Raw genomic sequence first — 16885 nt, forward strand, 5'->3', positions numbered from 1 at the left:
TCACGCCCGGAGGGAAGACAGGCGCGCAATCGCTTGCGGCCAATGACATTTTTGAACCGGGGTCATCCGCGGACACCCTCGTCGACATCGAGGGGCGCCACGCCGGCGGCCTTGCCGTCGGCCCCGAGGGTGATCTTCTGGATTCGGGCCTCGGCCTTCTGCAGAAGCCCTTCGCAGTGGCGCTTCAACGCCTCGCCGCGCTCGTAGATCGCCACCGATTCGTCGAGGGGCACGTCGCCTTTCTCAAGGCGGCGCACGATATCCTCGAGCTGCTCCAGGGCCTTCTCGAACGGCAGGTCGAGTGCCGTCTCACCGGCACCGCCCGTCGAAGCAACGGCGGGTCGCGTGACACTCATTCTAAACTACCCCTTGATTCTGACGGTCTAAGCCCGTCGCCGCGAAGCCGGCAACCCGATCCGGTCGCCGGGCTGGCGTTTCATGACCCGGGGCGGCGTTTGCGCCACACCTGATTCCCAAGCGTTCCGCCCGGCGCGGCGCCATGGATCCGGCGCAGGATCAGCGCGTTCCGCCAATGTGTTATGCGCCGATTTGAAGGTCAGGTGTCAACGCCAGCCGGAACGGCTCGCCCTCGAACGCCTCTGCACCGCGCCCGATCTCCGCGATAGCCGCGACCATCCGCCCGCCGCGTCCCAGCATCCGGTCGGCGATCGCCACGAACAGGGCGTTCGGGGTCGCCGAGGGCGAGGCGTCCCGCAGCGCGCGGGCGACCTCGGCCTCGTCGCGCTCGGGCGCCAGGGCGCAGGCGGCGATGTAGGCCGCCGCGGTGGAACGGCTGATGCCCGCGTAGCAGTGAATCAGCAGCGGTTCGCGCCGATCCCAGGCCTCCGCGAAGGCGAGGATCGCGCCCACATGCGCCTCGCCCGGCGTCACGTGCCCGTCCATCGGCGCCACGATGTCGCTGACCTCGACCACGCAGTGGCGCCCCTCGGCGATGGCCTCGGGCCGGGGGATCGCGGTGCCGACCTTCATCAGCGTCATGAGATGGCGCGCGCCGGACGCCGCGAGGGTCTCGGGCAGGCGCGACAGCGGACAGACCTGGAGATGGGGCATCAGGCGGGTTCCGGGCCGGTCAGGGCGTGGAAGCGGGCGAGAAACCGGCTCTGTGCCACATCGGTCGGCCAGGGTGCCAGCAGGGCCTCGGCCTCGGGCGCGAGCGCCGCGCAGGGCCCGAAGACCGCGTCCGCCTCCTCCCGCGCGAACCCCGCGAGCCGGATCGCCTCGTGATAGGCGGCGATGCCGTCGGCGCGCTTCACCAGGGCGATCTGCGCCGGGCCGGGCTCGGGCAGGGCGAAGCGCGCGCGGATCGCCGTGAGGAGGCGGCGCTCCACGTCCTTGTACGAATCGCCGATGGCCGCCTTGAGGGGCGAGATGATGTCGCCGATGACGTATTCGGGCGCGTCGTGAAGCAGGAGTTCCACGCGCAGGGCCGGCGTGGGCCCGCTCGTCAAGTCGCCGCCGATCGCTTCCACCAGCAAGGCGTGCTGGGCCACCGAGAAGACGTGCGGTCCCGCCGTCTGCCCGTTCCAGCGGGCGACGCGGGCGAGGCCGTGGGCGATGTCGGCGATCTCCACGTCCCGGGGGGATGGATCGAGGAGGTCGAGGCGCCGGCCCGACAGCATGCGCTGCCAGGCGCGCCCGCGCGGCCCGCTCATGGCGCTTCCCCGAGGGCGGCGCAGAAGGCGTGCCGGTGGCAGCCCACGAGGTGATCGTTGACGAGGCCGACCGCCTGCATGAAGGCGTGGACGATGGTCGGCCCGCAGAACGTGAACCCCTCCGCCTTCAGGGCCTTCGACAATTTCCGGGAGACCTCGGTCTCGGTGGCGATGCCCGTTCGGTCCCGTGCCCGCCCCTGGATCGGCACGCCATCGACGAAGTCCCAGAGGAAATCCGAAAACCCCGGCCCGCGCGCCTCGATGGCGAGGTAGGCCCGTGCGCCCGCGATCGTACCGACGATCTTGGCGCGGTTCCGGATGATGCCGGTATCCTGCATCAGCCGCGCGACATCCGCATCCGTGAAGCGCGCGATGGCCTCCGGGTCGAACTCCGCGAAGGCGCGCCGGAATCCCTCGCGGCGGCGCAGGATGGTGATCCAGGACAGGCCGGCCTGGAAACCGTCGAGGATCAGTTTTTCGTACAAGGCGCGGCCATCCCATTCCGGCACACCCCACTCCGTGTCGTGGTAGGCGACATAGGTCGGGTCCGCTCCGGCCCACCAGCAGCGGGCGCAGCCGTCGGGGTGTTTGATCAGGCCGGAGGTATCGCTGAGCATCGGCGAGGGTTTAGCCGGGTGCGGTTCGCGCGTCGATCTCAGCCGGCTGGCACCACCTCCGGAAACGCGAAGGTCGCGAAGGCCGGCTTCTCGACGCCGATCAGGGTGCGGCCGGCGCGCAGGGTCTCGCCGGCGGCCAGCGCGTCGGCGAGGCGGTCGAGGCGCAGGGTGCCGAGACCGCGCCGACCCGCGACGCTGCCCACCGTGCCGAGCCCACGCGCCCCGGACGTGATCTCGGCGCCGGATTCCAGGGCCTCGCCGTCGACCGCCACGAGGGGCACGATCCGGGTGCGGGCGGTTCCGCGATGCTGCATGCGCGAGACCACCTCCTGGCCGACATAGCAGCCCTTGCGGAAGTCGACTCCGCCGAGCTGGTCCATCAGCGCCTCGTGCGGGAAGGCGTCGGACCAGGGGAAGTCGCGCCCGCCCTCGGGGATGCCGTGGGCGATGCGGTGGGCGTGGTAATCCGCCTCCGTGGCATCCGCCGAGAAGGCGCCGACGGGGAAAATCAGGCGCTCGCCCAGATCCCCGAGACGGCCGTCGCGCAGGCGCGTCACCGTGGCGGCGGTCTCGGCGCCGTCCCAGGCGGCGGCGACACCCAGCGTCGGGTCGAGGGTGATCGTCACCTTGGCGCGCAGGCGGTAGAGCCCGAGGCGCTTGGCGAGGCCGGGCGCCTGATCGGCGGCGGCATCGAGTTGGAAGCCGTCGGCCGCGCGGGCGACGAGGAAATCGAACAGGATCTTGCCCTGTGGTGTGAGCAGGGCGCCGAGGCGCGCCTCGCCGGCCTCGAGGGTCTCGACGTTGCAGGTCACCACGCCCTGCAGGAAGCTCGTCGCATCCTCGCCCGAGACGGTGACGACGGCGCGGTCCGGCAGCATGGCGATCGGCATGGCGGCTCCTTGGATACAAGTGGCGGCGGCATTGCGCGCCGTCCGGGGCTGACATAAGCCGCCCGCGACCCCGTCTCAATGCGCCCCTCACGCGCGGCCCGCCCGAGGAGACCCGGAATGCAAGAGCCCTTCGACCTCGTCTTCGCCGGCGGCACGATCGTCAACCAGGACGGCGCGATCCGTGCCGATCTCGGCATCCGTGCCGGACGCATCGCGGCGATCGGCGACCTCGCTGCGGCCGCGGCCGTCGAGCGGCGCGATTGCACCGGCCTGCACCTCCTGCCCGGCGTGATCGACAGCCAGGTGCATTTCCGCGAGCCGGGGCTCGATCACAAGGAAGACCTCGAATCGGGCTCGCGCGCGGCCGTCATGGGCGGTGTGACCACGGTGTTCGAGATGCCGAACACCAACCCGCTCACCACCAGCGCCGAGGCGCTCGCCGACAAGGTTTCTCGCGCCCATCACCGGATGCATTGCGACTTCGCGTTCTGGGTCGGCGGCACCCACGAGAACGCGCATCTCGTGCCCGAACTCGAGCGCCTGCCGGGGGCGGCCGGCATCAAGGTGTTCGTCGGCTCCTCCACGGGCTCGCTCCTGGTCGAGGACGATGCCGGCGTCACCGAGATCCTGAAGCGGACCCGCCGGCGCGCCGCCTTCCACGCAGAGGACGAACCGATGCTGCGGGCACAGAAGGACCGCCGCGTGGCGGGCGATCCCTCCTCGCACCCGGTCTGGCGCTCGCCCGAGGCTGCGCTCAAGGCGACGCAGCGCCTCGTGCGCATCGCCCGGGCCACGGGCGCGCGCATCCACATCCTGCACATCTCGACGAAGGAGGAGATGGCGTACCTGGCCGAGGCCAAGGACGTCGCAACCTGCGAGGCCACGCCCCACCACCTCACCCTCGACGGCGACGAGGCCTATGCGCGCCTCGGCACCCTGGTGCAGATGAACCCGCCGGTGCGCGGGACCGACCACCGCGACGGCATCTGGCACGGGCTCTCCCAGGGCGTCGTCGACGTGCTCGGCTCCGACCACGCCCCGCACTTGCTGGAGGAAAAGGCCAAGCCCTACCCGGAATCACCCTCCGGCATGACCGGCGTGCAGACCCTGGTGCCGATCATGCTCGACCACGTCGCCGCCGGCCGGCTCTCGCTGGCGCGCTTCGTCGACCTCACCAGCGCCGGTCCCAAGCGCCTGTTCGGGATCGCCCGGAAGGGGCGCCTCGCGGTCGGCTACGACGCCGACGTGACGGTGGTGGACCTCAAGCGCCGGGAAACCATCCGCAACGAGTGGATCGCCTCGAAATGCGGCTGGACGCCCTATGACGGCGTCACCGTGACGGGCTGGCCCGTGGGCACCCTGGTGCGCGGCCACAGCGTGATGTGGGAGGGGGCGCTCGCCGCGCCGTCGCGGGGCGAGGCGGTGGTGTTCGAGGAGGCGCTGCCACGCGCCTGACGGCGATGGCGCGCCCGGGAACAGGGGACGCGCCTTACAAAAAAGGGCAGGCCCGAAGACCTGCCCGCGTGCCGATCCCCGACCGGGGACCAGCGTTTCCCGTTAGGGAACGTGTAACCTTAATGCTGCGGGCTGGTGGTGAAGGCGCCACCGCGGATCCGGTCCGGGAACCCTTCCGCGTAACGGGCGGTCGCCTCCTCGCCATAGGTCATCACGAGTTCCTGGAAGGCTGCGAACAGAGCGGCCTGGGCCATGCAGTCGCCGTCGAGGCCGTCGAGACAGCCTTCGGCAAAGGCCTCCGAGACGTAGCCGAGCGCGGCGCGCTTGTCGTCGAGATCCGCCTCGAAGGGCGCGGAGACCGTATCCATGTGCATGGGCCACATCATCGTTTGCGCCGGCGAAACAACCGGCCAGTCCATTGAGGATAGGACGCGGCGGCGGGTTCGCAAAGCCAGGAATTGCGAAGCGGTTAACGCCGGCGCTCAAATTATGCGTTTCGCGGTCATCCCCCGGAGCTGTGTCCCGGTTGCATCAAGGGGGCCCGATCACCGTCCGTTCACGGTGATTCCGCGCGGATTCGGAGCAGCCGACAGGGTGAACGGACGCGCTCCACGGCGGGCGTTGTTCAACCGCCGAAGCGGCTTGCCAGAGCGTGCGAGAGGCGCTCTCCCTCGGTCACGAAGCGGCTCGCGGCCTCCGTCGCGGCGGGGGTGCAGACGCGATAGGTGAGGCTGTAGCCGCGATAGCCGCGGTTGTAGGCCCCGGCGAGGCGGTCGCGCCGGTTCGGGGTCACGCCCTCCGCTTCCATCAGGGCCTTCATCCGGGCCGGCCACTCGGCGGCGTCCGGGGTGGCGCAGAGTTCGCGCAGGAAGGCCAGCGATCCGATGATTTCGGAGAGCCGCATCAGGTCGCGGTCGTAGGGTGCGGGCGGCGGCTCGGCGGGCGGGGCTGGCTCTTTCTCGGCGGGCTTCGCGGCGGGGCGGGCGGCACTGCCCCGCGCCTGCTGGGCGAGGCCGGGGCCGGGCAGGGCCACCAGCACGGCAAGGCTACCGAGGAGGATCGACGACAGGACCCGAACACGCCTCACGCAAGCGGCTCCGGGCGTAGGGTGACGCGGGCGAAGGCCTCCCGGACGGTGCCGGCGAGGCCCGGCGTCGTCGCCAGGGTCTCGAGTTCCGCCAAGGTCGCCCAGCGGACGCCGAGGGCCTCCGGCCCGGCCACCGGCTCGCCCCCATTCCAGAGGGCGGCGTGGGGATGAACGACGTAGTGGTGGCGCACGCGGCCGGACGCGTCGCGCAGGATGATCTCGGTGGGGCTCAGCACGCCCACCACCTCGGCCGAGAGGCCGACCTCCTCCTGCAACTCGCGCAAGGCCGCCTCGGCCAGGGGCTCGCCCGCCTCGACAAGGCCGCCGGGCAGGGTCCAGACCCCGCGCATCGGCTCGTTGGCCCGGGCGGCCAGGAGGACGCGGTCGCCGCGCAGGACCGCGATGGAGGTGCCCACGAAGGGGCGCGTCGGAAAGAGCCGCGCCTGCGCGTCGTCCGGATCGGTCGGGCTCGGACCGGTCCCTGTCGGATCGCTTCCCGTCACGGCGTCACCACGGCGATGCGGCCATCGGCCAGGCCCACGAAGAGACGGGCGGCGCTGCCCCGCCCGAGCCCGGCGAGGCCGAAGGCCGCCAGCCCCGGCAGGGGCGCCCGCACGCGTTCGCGGATACCGTCCTTCAGGGACAGGATCGCCAGGGCGCTCCGGTCGGAGACCGGCAGGGCGAGCTCGGGCGCGCCCGGCCCGGCCGGCTCGATCAGCGTGGAGAGGTCCGCCTCGCCCTCGCCGGGGGAGACGTTGGTATAGCCCGGTGCCTCGTGGGCGACGCGCAGGGCGCCGGCCTCCAGGGTCCAGAGCTGGAGCAGACCGGCGGCCTCGGGCGCTGCCACGGCGGCGACCTGCGGCTGGCCCGATCCGGCGAAATCCGCGATGGCCGCCGGTTTCAGGGGCTGGCCGCCGGGGGCGGTGGCCTGGGCCGCCCCCCGCGCCAGGCGCACCCAGGATGGTGTGGGCTTGCCTTCTTCAGGGTTGGCTGCTTGGGGCTTGGCGTCCGCGCCCGCTTCGGACCGGCCGAACAGGGCGAGCGCGCTGCCGCCGTCGGGCGCGACCGTGACCGCGACGATGACGGGCTTGCCCGCGAACCGGGCGATGCGGGGCCGGCGCAGGGCGAAGGCGGAGTCGGGCGCGGCCGAGAGCGTGGTGGTCACGACCGGAACCGGCTTCGGGTCGCCCCCCATGGCCACGGGCTGGCGCTCGCGCACGACGAGGCTGGCGACCTGCTCGGGGCCGCCCGAGAGGGCGGGGACCGGGCCGGCGAGATGCACGCTCAGGGGGCCGGACACGGCCCGACGGGAGCCGGGTAGGGCGCCGCGAGGCGTCTCGGCCGCCGCCAGACCCTCCACCGCCTCCGCGCCCAGGAGCGTGGTCGCCACCTGCCCGTCGACGAGGCTGAGGGCCGCGCCGCCGCCGTCGCCCCAGACCACCACGATGGGCACGTCGTCGTCGCCTTGCGCCGGGTTGGCCCCGCGCGGCCGAGCCAGGGGCAGGAGCCCGGAGGTCGCCACCGCGACCGCGACCTCGCTGCCGGAACCGCGCAGGGCCCGGGCCCGGAAGGGCAGGTCGAGGATCGTCACCGTCGGTTCCGCGCGGGCCGGAAGCGCCAGGCTCAGGACCGCGAGCGTCAAGGCTGCGCCGCTCAACATCGCGCGGTTCGGGAACGCGGCATGCGGCGCGGGACGCGCCAGCCGTTCAGACATGCTGGCCGCCGTTGATGTGCAGCTCGGCGCCGTTCACGTAGGACGAGGCCTCGGTACACAGGAAGTAGATCGCCTTGGCGACCTCGTCGGGCGTGCCGAGGCGGCGCTGCGGGATTCCGGCCACGATCTTGTCGGTGCCCGGCGACAGGATCGCGGTGTCGATCTCGCCGGGCGAGATCGCGTTGACGCGTACGCCGAGGGGGCCGAAATCGCTCGCCATCTCGCGGGTCAGGCCGGCGAGCGCCGCCTTCGAGGTGCCGTAGGCCGCCCCCGCGAAGGGATGGACGCGCGAGCCGGCGATCGAGGTGACGTTGACGATGGAGCCCTTGGCGCGGGTGAGTTCCTCGCAGAGGCCGCGCGCCAGCAGGAGGGGCGCGAACAGGTTGACCTGGAACACCCGCTGCCAGTCGCTGAACTCGGTGGCGATGGCGCCGAGGCGCTCGCCCTGGGGCCCTTTGGGCGAGATGCCCGCATTGTTGACGAGCGCGTGCAGGAGGCCGCCCTCGGCGGCGAGGCGCCCGGCCACCTCCTCGATGCCCCGCACGGTATCGGTCGGATCGGCGAGATCGACCTGGAGGTGATCCTCCGGTCCCATCTCCCAGGGGCAGTTCTCGGGGAAGGGATGGCGCGAGCAGGTGATGACCCGCCATCCGGCCGCCGAGAACCGTTTGACGGTGGCGTGGCCGATGCCACGGCTGGCGCCCGTCAGTAGCATGACGCGGCGGCGTTCGTTGGATGAGGCCAAGACCGTTCCTTCAGGATCGGGGAGCGCCCGGCACGCGTGATCACCGTGCCGAAGACACCCCCACGCCACGCCAAGGTCTAAGCGGCGCGGGCCCTAAAATCCAGGGTCCTCCCGCGACGCAGCAAGGAGCCGGCCGGTCTTAAGGATAGAGACGCGCGCCGCGCCAGGCGCCGCCATCGGACGGCCCGCCGTCCCGGGTGAAGCGGACCCGGTCGTGCAGGCGGAAGGGGCCGTCCTGCCAGAACTCGATCGAGACCGGCGCGATGCGGAACCCGGTCCAGTTCTCCGGGCGCGGCACCGGACCCTCGCCGTAACGGTCGGCGACCTCCGCCACCGCGCGCTCCAGGGTCGCCCGGTCCGCCAGGGGGCGGGACTGGCGGCTGGCATGGGCGCCGATGCGGCTGTTGCGGGCGCGGCTCTCGAAGTAGGCGTCCGCCTCCTCCCGCGTGACGGGGCTCACGGGGCCGCGCGCGCGGACCTGACGGCGCAGGCTCTTCCAGTGCAGGACCAGGGCGGCCTGCGGGTTCTCGCGGAGTTCATCGCCCTTGGTCGATTCGGTGTTGGTGTAGAACACGAAACCGCGCGCATCGACGCCCTTCAGCAGGACGACGCGCACGTCGGGCAGGTCGTCCGCCCCCGCCGTGGCCAGGGCCATGGCATTGGGATCATTGGGTTCCGAGGCCTCGGCCTCGGCCATCCAGGCGGCGAACAGGGCCCACGGATCGGCCGCGCGGGTGAAGTCGCCGCCGGAGCCGGTGGCCTCGGCGGGGGAGGCGGGATCATCGATCCTTAACCGTTCCAAGGCGTATTCCTCTGGTGAGATCCGGGTCGGGGGGCACCGACGTGGGACACGAGCGTTATTCGGCCCAACACGTCGTTCGAGATCAGGTGTAATGCGTCGGCGCGAGTGTAAAGCCCAGACCACCGGGGGCAACGACCTTCGGACTCGTCCCGCCGCGGGGCCGCGCCGGACCGCGCGCGTCCTCGGTGCCGCGCTCCTTCTCGGACTCGGCGGCTGCGGCCTGCCCATCCTCACCTTCCAGGGCGAGGAAACCGCGGCGGCCGGCGCCGAGACGGCAAAAGCCACCCTCGCGAAGGGCGGCCCTGTCGAGGAACCGGCCACCACCGGCAGCATCGACCGCAAGCCCCTGGGCTTCGGCGCCGACCTCGGGGCGGAGGACTGGCGGCGCGCCAGCGCGGCCCTCGCCGTCGCCCTCGACCCGCAGGGCAACGGACGCCCGGTAAAGTGGGACAACCCTGAGACGACCCTGCGCGGCTCGGTGAACCCGACCGGCCTGCCCTACGTCGCGAACGACCTCGTCTGCCGCGACTTCCTGGCATCCGTGATCTCTCCGGCGGGCAGCCGCTTCGTGCGCGGCACCGGGTGCAAGCCCTCCGGCGGCGAGTGGGGCCTGACGCGCATCCGGGCCGCGAAATCCGCCACCTGACCCCGGTCGCCGGCACGACTTTTTTAGGATCACAGTTCGGGTCTGCCCGTTGACGGCGTGCCAATCGCAGCGAATTCTCGCGCGAGACCGTTGCAGAGAAGCAACAGGCCGTCCACATGACAGATTAATCCGAAGGAGTCGGGCAGGCGCCCGGCCCCAGGCGGCACCGAGAATCCTGAAGACCGATGCGAAATCCCTACGATGTGCTGGGCGTCTCCAAGGGCGCCTCCGAGGCCGACATCAAGAAGGCCTATCGCAAGCTCGCCAAGGCCTATCATCCCGATCGCAACCAGGACGACGTCAAGGCCAAGGACCGCTTCGCGGAGGCCAACAGCGCGTACGAGATCCTGGGCGATGCGGGCAAGCGCGCGCAGTTCGACCGCGGCGAGATCGACGCGGACGGCAAGCCGCGCGCGACCGGCTTCGAAGGCTTCGGCGGGTTCGGCGGCGGCCGGGGCGGTGGCGGCGGCTTCGACTTCGAGAGCGCGGCGCGCGGACGCGGCCCCACCGGCGGCGGCGGCATCGGCGAGGATATCTTCTCCCACCTGTTCGGCGACGCGTTCCGGGCGGCCGGAGCCGGCCCCGGCGCGCAGCGCGGCCCCCAGAAGGGCGAGGACGTGGCGGCCGAGCTCAGCGTGACCCTGGAACAGGTGGGCGCCGAGGAGAAGCTGCGCCTGTCCCTGCCGGGCGGGCGCGACGTGGACGTGGTGGTGCCCAAGGGCGTGGTCGACGGCCAGACCATCCGCCTGCGGGGGCTCGGCCAGTCCGCCGGCCCGCGCGGCACGCCGGGCGACGCCCTGCTCACCATCCGCATCCTGCCCCATCCCCGCTTCACCGTGGACGGAGCGGACCTGCGCGCCTCCGTGGATGTGGCCCTGGAGGATGCGATCCTCGGTGGGCCGATCCGGGTGCCGACCCTGACGGGCGCCGTCGAGATGAAGATCCCGGCCATGACCGGGTCGGGACGCACCTTCCGGCTCAAGGGCAAGGGCCTGCCGAAGAAGGACGGGACGCGGGGCGACCTTTTCGCCACCACCGCGGTGACGCTCCCGGCGACCGAGGACCCGGCCCTGACCGAGTTCGCCAAAGCGCGGCGCGCGGCCAAGGCGGGCTGACAGGCGCGTGCATCGGCCGTGACAGGGCGGAGATTGCGAAAGATCCCGCACTTCCGTCCCCGGCGCGCCTCCGCTAAGGATGCCCGGCGCGGGACCGCCCGCCCGTCACGCGATGGGCAGGCGCCCCCGCGCCACGGCTCTCGCTCAGGTGACACATGGCGGACACGCACCCGGTTCACGATCACGTCGGCGGTCTGCTGGCCGGCAAGCGCGGCCTGGTGCTCGGTGTCGCCAACAACCGCTCGATCGCCTGGGGCATCGCCAAGAGCGCTGCCGCCCACGGCGCCAAGCTCGCCTTCACCTACCAGGGCGACGCCCTGAAGAAGCGCGTCGAGCCCCTGGCGCGGGAACTCGACGCCCACGTGGTCGGGCATTGCGACGTCACGGACCCGGCCTCGATCGACGCGGTCTTCGCCGCCGCCGCAGAGGTATTCCCAGAGGGCATCGACTTCGTCGTGCATTGCATCGCCTTCTCGGACAAGGACGAGCTGACCGGCCGCTATGTCGAGACCTCGGAGGCGAACTTCACGAAGTCGCTCCTCATCTCCTGCTACTCGTTCACGGCGGTGGCCCAGCGGGCCGAGAAGCTGATGCCCAACGGCGGCTCGCTCCTGACGCTGACCTATTACGGCGCCGAGAAGTGGATGCCGCACTACAACGTGATGGGCGTCGCCAAGGCGGCCCTCGAGGCCTCCGTGCGCTACCTCGCCGCCGATCTCGGCCCCTCGAAGATCCGCGTCAACGCGATCTCGGCCGGCCCGATCAAGACGCTGGCCGCCTCCGGCATCGGCGATTTCCGCTACATCCTGAAGTGGAACGAGTACAACGCTCCCCTGCGCCGCACCGTGACAATCGACGAGGTCGGCGAGACCGCCACCTACCTCGTCTCGGACATGAGCAAGGGCATGACCGGCGAGATCCTGCACGTGGATGCCGGCTACCACGTCGTCGGCATGAAGAACCCGGAAGCCCCGGACCTCAGCCTCGACAAGGATTAGGACCGTCGGCCGCCCGGCGCCTCGGCGGTTCCCATCCCGGCGTCAGTCCTCGTCCTCGAACGCGCCGAAGAGCTTGAGGCCGTCGATCCACGTCGCGCCATCGCGCTTCACCACCCGGTGACATCGCGAGTGGTGCTCGCGGCCGAGGGCGTCGGCCAAACGCTCGGAATGCGTCACGAGCCAGACCTGCGTGCGTTCGGACGCCTTGGCGATCATGCGGGCCAGGGGCTCGATCAGGTCGGGGTGAAGGCTCGTCTCGGGTTCGTTGAGCGCGATAAAGGGCGGCAGCCGATAGGCCAACAGCGCGCCGGCCAGCGCGAGGTAGCGAAGCGTTCCGTCCGAGAGTTCCGCCGCCTCGAAGACGCGCTTGGGATAATCGGGGAAGATGATCCCGAACCGCGCGAAGCGATCGGGTTCCGGAATCACGAGGCGTGCGCCGGGAAAAGCGTCGGCGACGGCGTCCTCGAGATCCGCGGTGTCCTGGCGGATATGAGCGAGGGTGGCGAACACGGCCGCGAGATCCCCGGCATCGGAGGACAGCGTCGGCGTCGTCACGGCTAGGCAAGGGCGCCGCAGAGCGGAGTCTTTGTCCGTTCGGAAATCGTGGTGGAAGCGCCAGCCCAGGAGCGTTCGTCGGACGAGATCGAGTTCGGGGAACGCCGCGGCGTCCTTCAGGGCCGAGAGAGCGGTTTCCGTCGCGAGCAACCCGGCCGCGAGTTCCTGCTTGCGCCCGTCGAGGCCACGCGCGAATCCTTTGGCCCCCACCCTGTCGAGCAACGTCACGGGCCGCCGACCCGTGCTTTGCAGGAGCGCTTCACGCTTGATCTGAGCTTCCTGCACGAAGGCGGCGCCCATCGCTACGCGGTGGCCCTGATCCGTGACGTATTGCTGGACGAGGCCGATCTCGACCTCATAGGTGAGCGGGACTGATCCGCCCTCCGGATCGAACAGTTCCGCCGACAAGGTGATGCACGCCTTGTCACCGAGCTTCCGCTTGCCGGCCCAGAGGGCGGAATCCATTCCGCCCTCCATCGCGAGGTCCCGTGTCAGTGTTCCGGCCGCCGCCGATTGTAGCAGTTCGAGCGCGCGGTAGAGGTTCGTCTTCCCGACGCCGTTCGCGCCGATGAACACCGACAGGACATCGACCGGAAAGCGGATCGACCTCAGCGACCGGTATCCCGAAGCCGACACCCCTCGAACCGTCAGCATCGATCCTCCCATACGCCGCTCCGCATCGCGCGCGCGGATGCGCCCAACGGAAACAGGGCGCGGGACATGCCGCAGCGCCGGTCAATCCGGCACGGTCAGCCCCGCGATGTCCGCCTTGGCTTCCGGAAAGCGCGGATCCATCGCCTCCAGCGTGTCGGCGATGGTGCGGGCGATGAGGAGGTTGCGGTACCATTTCCGGTTGGCCGGGACCACGTGCCAGGGCGCTTGGCGGGTCGAGCATTCGCTGAGCGCGTCGGCGAAGGCCGCCTGGTAGGCGTCCCAGGAGCGGCGCTCCACGAGGTCGGCCGGATCGAACTTCCAGTGCTTGTCCGGGTTCGCGATGCGCGCCTCCAGGCGCTCCCGCTGCTCGTCCTTGGAGATGTGCAGGAAGAACTTCAGCACGGTGGTGCCGGCGGCGGAGAGCATCCGCTCGAAGTCGTTGATCTGGCCGTAGCGCTCCCGCCAGACCGGCTCGGGCACGAGGTCCTTCACCCGCACCACGAGGACGTCCTCGTAATGGCTGCGGTTGAACACGTTGATCATGCCGCGCGCGGGCGCTTTCGCGTGGTAGCGCCACAGGAAATCGTGGTCGCTCTCTTCCGCGCTCGGCACCTTGAACGACCACACCCGGCAGCCCTGCGGATTCACGCCCTCGAACACCGCCCGGATCGTGCCGTCCTTGCCGCCGGTGTCGATGGCCTGGAACACGACGAGCAGGCTGCGCGCGTGCTCGGCGTAGAGCCGCTCCTGAAGGTCGGCAATGCGGGCGCGCTCGCTGGCCAGCGCCGCCTTGGCTGCGTCCTTGTCGAGGCCGCCATCGGCATCCGCATCGATCAGCCCGAGGTCGCAGCGGGTTCCGGGCTGCACGGTGACGATGCCGGGGGCGGCGGGCGCAAGGCGGGGATCGACGCTCGCGTGGGCCATGCCGGCCCGGCTCTCGGCCTCGCGGGCCCAGTGCGCGGAGGAGGGCGGACGGTGCCCGGCCCGGAGTGCCTCGCTCTTCTTGCCCTTTAGCCCTGATTTGCGATGCGCCGCGTCCTCGCGGTGCGAAACGTCACGCTGCGACGCCGAAGCTTGGGTTTCCCCGAGGGTCTGGCCCCGGCGATGCTTGCCGTGATGCTTCGACATGATGAGACTCGGCTCTCGATGGGGGGCGGACTGGGGCAGCCGCCAAGATGCAGGGTCAGGACGTGCGTGCGAGAACGATAGCCCGGCCCGGCCGTTCCGGCGAGCAGCGGGCGTGAGGCCCGTGAACCCGATCTACTTCGTCCGCCATGGCCAGACCGACTGGAACGCCGAGGGTCGGCTCCAGGGGCAGCGGGACATCGACCTGAACGCCGAGGGCCTGCGCCAGGCCGAGGCCGTCGCCGCGCGCCTCGCGCGGGTCAGCGGCCTGTCCGGCGCGGATCTCGCCGGCCTGGACTTCGCCGCCAGCCCGCTGATCCGGACTCGGCGCACGATGGAGACCCTCCGCGCGGCCCTGGACCTCGACCCGGCGGATTATCGCCTCGATCCGCGCTTCAAGGAGATCAGCTTCGGCGCCTGGGAGGGCTCGACCTGGGCCGAGATCCGGCGCTGGGACCCCGCCGGCGCCCTGGCCCGCGACCGCGACCGCTGGGGCTACCGCCCGCCCGGCGGGACGGGCGAGAGCTACGCCATGCTGGTGGAACGGGTGGAACCGGCCATCGCCGCGTTGACGCGGCCCACCGTGATCGTCGCCCATGGCGGCGTCGCCCGGGCGATCCTGGTGATCCGCGGCCATCTCGGTCTTCGCGACGCCCCCCGCATCGGTATCCGCCAGGGCAGCGTCCTCGTGTCCGACCGGGCCGGATGGCGCTGGGCCTGAGCAATCCGCGCGCGTTCAAGCCCGGTTCAAGCCGACCGCCCAAACGTGTTAGACGCGCCGTGAATTCGGCGCGATCCGGGCGCCTACCCGGCCAGGAGGACGGTTCCCGATCGATCGGGCGCCGGCAGCGGAGCAACGGATGACCAGTCTCGCCGAGACGACCCGGCCCCGGGCGGCAACGCGCGGGCCAGGGGAGACGAGTGCTTCGACGGAGGCGGCCGGCCCGCGCGCGGTCCTGCGCGGCGAAAGCCGCCCGGACCTCGTGCGCGACGAGACCTTGAGCGAGATCTTTCGCGCGAGCGCCCGGACGCGCGGCGATCACCCGGCCCTGGTCGACGGCGCCCGGACCGGCCCCGACGGCACCCACCCGGCCCTGACCTACGCGGAGGTCGAGGCGCAGGCCTCCGAGATCGCGCGCGGGCTGAGTCATCGCGGCATCGGGCCCGGCGACGTGGTCGGCCTCTGGATGGCGCGGGGTCCGGACCTGCTGGTCGCCCAGATCGGCATCGCCCTGTCGGGAGCGGCCTGGCTGCCCTTCGACGCCGAGGCGCCGGCCGACCGCGTCGCCGTCTGCCTGGACGACGCGAACGCCAAGGCGCTCCTCGTCTCGCCCGCCCTGGAACCGCAGGCGCCCGCCGGCACGCCGGGCCTCACGGCGGCCGCACTCGCGGCCGCGACGCCGGCGGAGGCCGTGCTGCCCGACCTGCGCGCGGCGGGCCTGACACCGGAGCACCCGGCCTACCTCATCTACACCTCGGGCTCGACCGGCGTGCCGAAGGGCATCGTCATCAGCCACGCCAACATCTGCCACTTCCTGCGCTCGGGGAACGCCCTCTACGGCATGCGTGCCGACGACGTGGTATTCCAAGGCGCCTCCGTCGCCTTCGATCTCTCGATGGAGGAGATCTGGGTGCCCTACCTCGTGGGCGCGACGCTGTTCGTGGCCTCCCCGGCCATGATGGGCGACGTCGAGAGCCTGCCGGACATCATCGCGCGCGCCGGTGTCACCGTCCTCGACACCGTGCCGACCCTGCTGGCGATGATCTCGCGGGACCTGCCGAGCGTGCGCCTGGTGCTGCTCGGCGGCGAGGCGCTGCCCGAGCCGCTGGTCGTCCGCTGGGCGACGGCATCGCGAAAACTCTTCAACACCTACGGGCCGACCGAGGCCACAGTGGTGGCCACCGCCGCCGAGATGCGGTCGGGCGTGCCCGTCACCATCGGCGGCCCGATCCCGAACTATTCGGTCTACGTCGCGGGCGAGAGCCTCGAACTCCTGGCGCCGGGGCAACAGGGCGAACTCCTTATCGGCGGTCCGGGTGTCGCCAAGGGCTACCTCAAGCGGCCCGAGCTGACGGCCGAGAAGTTCATCGCCAACCCCTACGCCTCGGACGGGACCGATCCGGTCCTGTACCGCTCGGGCGACGCGGTCTCGCTGGATGCCGCCGGCAACATCCTGTTCCACGGCCGCATCGACGACCAGGTCAAGATCCGTGGCTTCCGGGTGGAGCTCGGCGAGATCGAATCGCGCATCCAGGTCCTGCCGGGAATCAACCAGGCGGCCGTGGTGCTGCGCCAGGATGACGGGGTCGACCGCCTCGTCGCCTTCCTCGTCCCAGAGCGCGGCACCGAGATCGACAAGGCCGCCCTGCGGCACACGCTCGCCGAACAGATGCCGCCCTACATGGTGCCGGGGCATTTCGAGGCGGTCGAGGTGCTGCCGCGCCTGACCTCCGGCAAGGTCGACCGCAAGGCCCTGCGCGCCGCCACCCTCACGGTAGCCGACACCTCCGGCGAGCAGGAGCCGCCGCGCAACGAGACCGAGGCCGCGATGCTGGCCGCCGCCAACCGCGTCTTCGGCAACCAGGCGATTCCCCTCGAGGGCGACTTCTTCGCCGATCTCGGCGGCCACTCGCTGCTGGCCGCCCGCTTCGTCGGGGCCGTGCGCGAGGTGCCGGCGCTGGCCGCCATCACCCTGCAGGACGTCTACGGCCAGCGCACCCTGCGGGCCATGGCCGACACGCTCATCGCCCGTACGGGCGGCGTCGGGACCGAGATGGCGATCCGCGATCTCGCCTTCTCGGCGCCATC

Annotated in this window: 18 protein-coding genes and 1 pseudogene; 6 read left to right on the forward strand and 13 right to left on the reverse strand. The window is 71.4% G+C overall.

Features of this window, described 5'->3' with window-relative positions; genetic code table 11:
- Positions 1–62: 62 nt before the first annotated feature.
- From MFF30_RS06185 to ygfZ, 5 genes are all read right to left on the reverse strand, one after another.
- Positions 63–356, reverse strand: coding sequence for an exodeoxyribonuclease VII small subunit (locus tag MFF30_RS06185; RefSeq protein WP_238277843.1), 294 nt, complete (start codon positions 354–356; stop codon positions 63–65).
- A 181-nt stretch (positions 357–537) separates the two neighbouring features.
- Entirely contained in the window at positions 538–1071 is a 534-nt protein-coding gene (locus MFF30_RS06190) for a tyrosine phosphatase family protein (protein ID WP_238277845.1), read from the reverse strand.
- Complete coding sequence (locus MFF30_RS06195; RefSeq protein WP_238277847.1) at positions 1071–1673, reverse strand: HD domain-containing protein; 603 nt, start codon at positions 1671–1673, stop codon at positions 1071–1073. Before MFF30_RS06195 ends, MFF30_RS06190 begins: the two co-directional genes overlap by 1 nt.
- Positions 1670–2290: a DNA-3-methyladenine glycosylase I gene (locus MFF30_RS06200; RefSeq protein WP_238277848.1), complete on the reverse strand. Its 621-nt coding sequence runs from the start codon at positions 2288–2290 to the stop codon at positions 1670–1672. Before MFF30_RS06200 ends, MFF30_RS06195 begins: the two co-directional genes overlap by 4 nt.
- A 38-nt stretch (positions 2291–2328) precedes the next feature.
- Positions 2329–3180 carry a CAF17-like 4Fe-4S cluster assembly/insertion protein YgfZ gene (gene ygfZ, locus MFF30_RS06205; protein WP_238277850.1) on the reverse strand — a complete coding sequence of 284 codons (852 nt, stop codon included), beginning with the start codon at positions 3178–3180 and terminating at the stop codon, positions 2329–2331.
- Between the two features lie 117 nt (positions 3181–3297).
- On the opposite strand from ygfZ, the gene MFF30_RS06210 reads away from it, so the two are divergent.
- Positions 3298–4635, forward strand: coding sequence for a dihydroorotase (locus MFF30_RS06210; protein WP_238277852.1), 1338 nt, complete (start codon positions 3298–3300; stop codon positions 4633–4635).
- 119 nt (positions 4636–4754) lie between these two features.
- On the opposite strand, the gene MFF30_RS06215 is transcribed toward MFF30_RS06210, so the two are convergent.
- The 6 genes from MFF30_RS06215 to pdxH form a co-directional block, all read right to left on the reverse strand.
- On the reverse strand, positions 4755–5009 hold the full coding sequence (locus MFF30_RS06215) for a hypothetical protein (RefSeq protein ID WP_238277854.1): 255 nt from the start codon (positions 5007–5009) through the stop codon (positions 4755–4757).
- A 251-nt stretch (positions 5010–5260) separates the two neighbouring features.
- The gene (locus tag MFF30_RS06220) at positions 5261–5722 is read right to left on the reverse strand and encodes a TIGR02301 family protein (protein WP_373320853.1); all 462 of its coding nucleotides are present in this window, start codon (positions 5720–5722) and stop codon (positions 5261–5263) included.
- Entirely contained in the window at positions 5719–6225 is a 507-nt protein-coding gene (locus tag MFF30_RS06225) for an NUDIX hydrolase (protein WP_373320854.1), read from the reverse strand. The genes MFF30_RS06220 and MFF30_RS06225 overlap by 4 nt, the downstream gene beginning before the upstream one ends.
- Positions 6222–7436, reverse strand: coding sequence for a hypothetical protein (locus MFF30_RS06230; RefSeq protein WP_238277856.1), 1215 nt, complete (start codon positions 7434–7436; stop codon positions 6222–6224). The genes MFF30_RS06225 and MFF30_RS06230 overlap by 4 nt, the downstream gene beginning before the upstream one ends.
- Complete coding sequence (locus tag MFF30_RS06235) at positions 7429–8151, reverse strand: SDR family NAD(P)-dependent oxidoreductase (RefSeq protein ID WP_238277921.1); 723 nt, start codon at positions 8149–8151, stop codon at positions 7429–7431. Before MFF30_RS06235 ends, MFF30_RS06230 begins: the two co-directional genes overlap by 8 nt.
- Positions 8152–8320: 169 nt before the next feature.
- A complete protein-coding gene (pdxH, locus tag MFF30_RS06240) occupies positions 8321–8983 on the reverse strand; it encodes a pyridoxamine 5'-phosphate oxidase (RefSeq protein ID WP_283205867.1) in 663 nt (220 codons plus the stop codon).
- Between the two features lie 91 nt (positions 8984–9074).
- Here pdxH and MFF30_RS06245 point away from each other — a divergent pair, with 91 nt between their 5' ends.
- The 3 genes from MFF30_RS06245 to fabI all read left to right on the forward strand — a co-directional run bounded on the left by MFF30_RS06245 (position 9075) and on the right by fabI (position 11742).
- On the forward strand, positions 9075–9629 hold the full coding sequence (locus tag MFF30_RS06245) for an RT0821/Lpp0805 family surface protein (RefSeq protein ID WP_238277858.1): 555 nt from the start codon (positions 9075–9077) through the stop codon (positions 9627–9629).
- A 185-nt stretch (positions 9630–9814) separates the two neighbouring features.
- A complete protein-coding gene (locus tag MFF30_RS06250) occupies positions 9815–10744 on the forward strand; it encodes a DnaJ C-terminal domain-containing protein (protein ID WP_238277860.1) in 930 nt (309 codons plus the stop codon).
- A gap of 155 nt (positions 10745–10899) precedes the next feature.
- Positions 10900–11742, forward strand: a complete 843-nt coding sequence (gene fabI / locus MFF30_RS06255) for an enoyl-ACP reductase FabI (protein ID WP_238277862.1) — start codon at positions 10900–10902, stop codon at positions 11740–11742.
- A gap of 42 nt (positions 11743–11784) precedes the next feature.
- Here the strand turns inward: fabI and MFF30_RS06260 are convergent, their stop codons facing one another.
- The gene (locus MFF30_RS06260) at positions 11785–12951 is read right to left on the reverse strand and encodes an AAA family ATPase (RefSeq protein ID WP_238277864.1); all 1167 of its coding nucleotides are present in this window, start codon (positions 12949–12951) and stop codon (positions 11785–11787) included.
- Between the two features lie 81 nt (positions 12952–13032).
- Positions 13033–14079 carry a polyphosphate kinase 2 family protein gene (locus tag MFF30_RS06265; RefSeq protein ID WP_238277866.1) on the reverse strand — a complete coding sequence of 349 codons (1047 nt, stop codon included), beginning with the start codon at positions 14077–14079 and terminating at the stop codon, positions 13033–13035.
- Positions 14080–14191: 112 nt separating this feature from the next.
- Between MFF30_RS06265 and MFF30_RS06270 the strand changes: the two genes are divergently transcribed.
- Both MFF30_RS06270 and MFF30_RS26145 read left to right on the forward strand, forming a co-directional pair.
- The gene (locus MFF30_RS06270) at positions 14192–14797 is read left to right on the forward strand and encodes a histidine phosphatase family protein (RefSeq protein ID WP_373320855.1); all 606 of its coding nucleotides are present in this window, start codon (positions 14192–14194) and stop codon (positions 14795–14797) included.
- Between the two features lie 139 nt (positions 14798–14936).
- Positions 14937–16808: pseudogene (locus MFF30_RS26145) on the forward strand (non-ribosomal peptide synthetase); the annotation flags it as partial.
- Positions 16809–16885 lie beyond the last annotated feature (77 nt).

This window comes from Methylobacterium goesingense (assembly GCF_022179225.1).
Classification (GTDB): domain Bacteria; phylum Pseudomonadota; class Alphaproteobacteria; order Rhizobiales; family Beijerinckiaceae; genus Methylobacterium; species Methylobacterium goesingense.